1 protein-coding gene is annotated in these 2,933 nt (G+C 34.8%); it reads left to right on the top strand.

Annotation, left to right across the window (positions count from 1 at the left end):
• Positions 1–490: 490 nt before the first annotated feature.
• Positions 491–2,933 (top strand): nSTAND1 domain-containing NTPase (locus tag AC3DU7_RS30100; protein WP_488042911.1); only part of this gene is annotated, 2,443 nt, incomplete at its 3' end.

The following is a 2,933-nucleotide window of genomic DNA, read 5'->3' as shown; positions in this document are numbered from 1 at the left end:
TATCAGGTATACATTATACCCTTTTTTTTACTATTTTTTCACTAAAGTCCCGTTAACGCAAAAGGGAAAATTTTTTCTTCGCCATCCCTCAACCGCTTTTTTCTCCTTTGAACCTATCCCACTAATAATATTTTTGCTGAAAACCTTAAATATTTTGAGAATTAAAAACGAAAAATTAAGCTTTTCAAATAAATTTTACTTAAACAAATAAGCTTGTTTAAAATAGTTGAGGAACGAAACCCAACAGCAATCTTTCTCCCCTACTCCCCCACTCCCCTACTCCCCTACTCCCTAATGCACCATTAGACATCTCCAAAAATCAAAAATAAAATCAATTCTTATCCATAAATTATCAATTATTCTTCCCTGTTCCCTGTTCCCTGTTCCCTCTTTTCTGGAGATGTCTATTTTAGATGAAACGGTCCAGTAGTAGGGCTTGAGCAAGAAGATTCAGTATTTGATGGGCTAGAGCAAAACTACAAACAAAAATATGTCTATACACTTGGAAATTAACAATCAAAAATTATTGCAGAAATTAATCCGAGGCATGGAAATGTCTCAAGGACAATTTCGGCTGTTTTTGGCACAGTGCAATAATCCGAGTCAGCGCGATCGCCTAATTTCACAACTTGGGGAATCTTTTTCTGGAGACTTGGCACAGTTGCAGTTGGATGAGTCTGTCGATGAACTTTATGCAACTATCAGAAAACGGTTAGGAGACCAACAACCAGATGCTCTAATGGTTTGGGGTTTGGAGTTTGCGAGAGATATTGATAAATTGTTGGTCGCAATGAGTTTAGTGCGGGAGGAGTTTAGAAAAAATTGCCCTTTTCCCATAGTTTTATGGATTGATGCAGAAATTTCTCGTAAGTTTATTCGCTTAATTCCTGACTTTGAAAATTGGTCAAGTCTGACCGTTTTTGAAACTTCCACTCAGGAATTAATTGATTTTATTCAGCACACCAGTGAAAATGTTTATCAGAAAGTTTTAGAAAGTGGGGCAGGAATATTTTTAGATGATACTATCCTTGGTTTGGGAGAGTCTACTTATCAAGAGTTGGTGGACGCAAGGCAAGAATTGTTAAACCGAGAAGTTACCTTAGAGCCTGAATTAGAAGCAAATTCTGAATTTGTTTTAGGTAGAGCAACCGATAATTCTACCGAAATAGCACTAGAGCATTATCAACATAGTCTCGAACTTTGGCAACAAATTAACAACTCGGTGCGGGTAGCTCACACTTATTATTATCTGGGGTTATGGTGGCGTAGTTATGCAGTTAGGCATCGGGTTAAGAAAAATATGGCTTATGAGAAAGCTTGTTCATATTTTCAGCAGTCGGTAGAAGGCTTTGAGACAGTTAACCGCCCAGACTTAGTTGCTAAGTTTATCAATGCTTGGGGAGGAGTTTTGCAAACTTTAGGGCGTTGGGATGAGTTAGAAACTGTTGCCAATAGAGCAATAGAATTACATAAAACCTATTTTCAGCCATTTTGTGAAGCTCGTGCTTATGGTTTTCTGGCAGAAGTTGAACTAGCCAAAAATAATTATAAACAAGCAAAAAAACTTGCTCAAACTGCCATAGAAATTTGCAACAAAACTCTAGATGCTGTATCTCATCCTAGCTCAGAAAAAGACAAAATTACTTTAAATTGGGAGCGCTATTCTCATTTAGGAAAATATTTATTTGCTCTAGCAAAAGCCGAAAAATGTTTAGGTAAATTTGAAGAATCTATAGCCAATTTTGAACAAGCAAAAAATACAACAAAACCTGAATACAGTACAGAATTTTATATTGATATTCTCACAGAATTACGAGAAATATATTACCAACAAAAGGCATATTTAGCAGCTTTTGAGTTAAAGCAAGAACGGCAAAAAATAGAACAACAATTTGGGTTTGTAGCATTTATCGGTGCAAATCGTTTGAGATATAGAAAACCAAATATTAGCCCGGCTTTACCTCAACTTAATCGACGAAAAGTTACTCAAGAAATTTCTACATCCGGACGCCAATTCAATGTAGAAGAATTACTAGAAAGAATTAGTCGCCCTGACTATAAACTGATCGTGATTCATGGACAATCAGGAGTTGGTAAAAGTTCAATTTTGGAGGCTGGATTAATACCTGTTTTAGAAAAAAAATCAATTGATACCCGTAACGTAGTAGTTGTTTTGCAGCAAGTTTATGTTAATTGGATTTCAGTATTGGGAGAAAATTTAGCTAAAAAACTCAAAATAATTCCCCAATTAGCAGTTAATTCACAGATGCTTAATTCGACTGAGGCAATCTTTTCTCAGTTACGAAATAATGCTGAATTAAATCTACTGACGGTTATTATTTTCGATCAATTTGAGGAATTTTTCTTTGTTAACTCAGAGCCATGTCAGAAAAGAAAGTTTGCTCAGTTTCTGGAAGAATGTTTAAAAATTCCTTTTGTGAAAATTGTTTTATCCCTGCGTTCAGATTATATTCATTATTTATTAGAATTTAATTATTTAGCAAATTTAGAAACAATTAATAATGATATTTTAAGTAAAAATATTCTTTATGAGTTGAGAAATTTTTCCCAATCACAGGCAAAATTAGTCATTCAAGGATTAACAGAAAATTCTCAGTTTAAAATAGATCCAAATCTGACAGAAAAGTTAGTTGAAGATTTAGCTCAGGAATTGGGAGAAATTCGCCCGATAGAATTGCAAGTAGTGGGGGCACAACTACAGACTGATAATATTACTACTGTGGAAAAATATCAAGAATTAGGAGATTATCCCAAGGCAGAATTAGTAAACCGATATTTAGCATCAGTAGTGAAAGACTGTGGTGAAGAAAATGAAAAATTGGCTTGGTTAGTGTTGATGTTATTGACCGATGAAAATAATACTCGCCCACTAAAAACTCAGGCTGAATTGGTGAAAGAAAGTGAGTTTCAAG

Source organism: Okeania sp., assembly GCF_983059655.1.
The sequence above is the reverse complement of the archived record's forward strand: the minus strand, read 5'-3'. Positions and strand labels throughout refer to the sequence as shown.